This is a genomic window from Rhodoplanes sp. SY1, assembly GCF_046000175.1.
Classification (GTDB): domain Bacteria; phylum Pseudomonadota; class Alphaproteobacteria; order Rhizobiales; family Xanthobacteraceae; genus Rhodoplanes.
In genome coordinates, this window is sequence record NZ_JBEOMB010000320.1 from 1 (window position 1) to 1,860 (window position 1,860).

At 69.8% G+C, this 1,860-nt stretch carries 4 protein-coding genes; all 4 read left to right on the plus strand.

Features of this window, described 5'->3' with window-relative positions; genetic code table 11:
* Positions 1 to 242: hypothetical protein (locus tag ABTU92_RS29370; RefSeq protein WP_408095082.1), on the plus strand; the 242-nt coding region annotated here is incomplete at its 5' end.
* Entirely contained in the window at positions 239 to 877 is a 639-nt protein-coding gene (locus tag ABTU92_RS29375) for a phage baseplate assembly protein V (RefSeq protein ID WP_408095083.1), read from the plus strand. The genes ABTU92_RS29370 and ABTU92_RS29375, both read left to right, overlap by 4 nt.
* Before the next feature lie 2 nt (positions 878 to 879).
* Positions 880 to 1,335: a hypothetical protein gene (locus ABTU92_RS29380; RefSeq protein ID WP_408095084.1), complete on the plus strand. Its 456-nt coding sequence runs from the start codon at positions 880 to 882 to the stop codon at positions 1,333 to 1,335.
* 19 nt (positions 1,336 to 1,354) lie between these two features.
* Positions 1,355 to 1,771: a GPW/gp25 family protein gene (locus tag ABTU92_RS29385; protein ID WP_408095085.1), complete on the plus strand. Its 417-nt coding sequence runs from the start codon at positions 1,355 to 1,357 to the stop codon at positions 1,769 to 1,771.
* Positions 1,772 to 1,860 lie beyond the last annotated feature (89 nt).

The window sequence follows — 1,860 nt, forward strand, 5'->3', positions numbered from 1 at the left end:
CGTCGCCGGCGGCGCCGAGCTGGCTACAGGCCAAGCAGGCGCTCGGCCTGTCGCTCGGCGGCATCCGGGCGATCGGGCTCGCGGCGGCCGAAACCGCGACGGACCCGGCTCCGGCCGTGACCGAAGGCGAGGTCGAGGCGACCGATCGCGGCACCGTCCTCGCCGTGCCGGTCGAGGGTGCCGCGACGTTTCGGGTCGGAGAGGTCGGGACCCCGGTCACGCTGGACGAGGCCGCGCCGTGAGCACGCGGGATTCCGCGATCCGCGAGCTGATCCGCGAGATCGTCGCACTCAAGACCCGCATCGCCGACATGGAGCGGCGCGTCGACAACACGATCCGCCACGGCAAGGTGACGGATGTCGATCCCAAGAAGCAGCGCGCCCGCATCGAGATCGGGGAGCGCGACGGGACACCGGTGAAATCCGCCTGGGTGCCCTATGCGCAGTTCGCGGGTCCGGACGGCGAGAACGGCAAGGGCAAGGGGCTCAAGCATCACTCGCCCCCGTTCGTCGGTCAGCAGCTCACGATGTTCGCGCCGAACGGCGAGGTCCGCCAAGCCGTGCTTCTGCCGTTCACCTGGCACGAGAAGGCGAAGTCGCCGTCCGACAAGGGCGACGAGCACGTCGTCGCCTGGGACAAGATGCGGGTCACCCGCAAGGCGGACAGTCACGTCGTCATGGTCGGTGACGCCAAGATCACGTGGAAGGACGGCGGCCTCGACATCGAGGTCGGCAAGTCCAAGTTGCGGCTCACCCGCAAGAAGATTTCGGCGAAAGCCGACGAGATCGAGACGGACGGCAAGACCGTGCTCGACAAGGCGACGAAGCGGGTCGTCACGGTCGCCGGGCCGGCCGCCCGGGTGTTTGCGAGGGTCTGACGGTGGGACGCAACAACATCGAGGTTCGCAAGTCCTATCCCGTGTCGCTGCGGGCTGCCGGTGCCGCCGTGCTCATGGTGCGGGCCTCGCCCGTCCTGGCTCTCGGCCCGTCCGGGCAGGTCGTCCGCGAGTATCATGCCGGCGTCGAGATCGACCGCATCCGCATCCAGCCGCTGGCCGAGATCGCCGCGGACTGTCACGTGCGGGTGCACATGGATGCGCCGGATCGTGGCGTGTTCCTGATTCACGAGGAGCGGATCGCGGCCGGCACGCGGCCCTTCGCGGTCGCGCCGCACGAGAGCGCGCCGCCCTACGGTGCCGTCGATCTCGACGCGGCCCGCCTGTGCGGACCGATCCACCTCCAGCCCAGCTACGGGCTTTTGGTCTCGTGCGATGCGGAGACGCCGTTCGACGTGGTCGGGTACGGCGGCGAGTACACGGATTTCGTGACGGTCTGAGCCGCGATCGAGGATCGGCATGGGTCTCGTCGCACCGCAGCCCGGCACCGGGATCGACCGCCGCACCGGCCGGATCCTCTCCGGCTGGGATCACGTGCTGCAGAGCCTGGAGGTGATCTTCTCCACCCGGTTCGGCAGCCGCGTGCTGCGCCGCTGGTTCGGGTCGGACATTCCGAAGCTGCTCGGCGAGAAGCTGGTGCCGTCGACCGTGCTGCGCTTCTGGACCGCGGTGGCGATCGCCATCGACACCTGGGAGCCGCGCTATCGCATCACCCGCATCGGCATCGCCGCGTCGGCCGAGCAGGCCCGCCTCGGCGGCCTCGGCTTCACGATCTACGGGGCCTACATGCCGCGGGGGCACCTCGGCGACCCGACGCCGGAAGGCGAGCGCACCGTCGCCATGACGGTGAACGACCGCGCCATCCGGTTCGGGTAGGGGCCGCACACGCCATGGACCGCTTCGTCGACATCGACCTGTCGCAGCTGCCGCCGCCGCAACTGATCGAGGAGATCAGCTCCGAGGCG

Excerpts from the sequence above, each read along its gene's own strand:
- ABTU92_RS29385 (WP_408095085.1), top strand. The coding sequence starts at position 1,355 with ATGGGTCTCGTCGCACCGCAGCCCGGCACCGGGATCGACCGCCGCACC.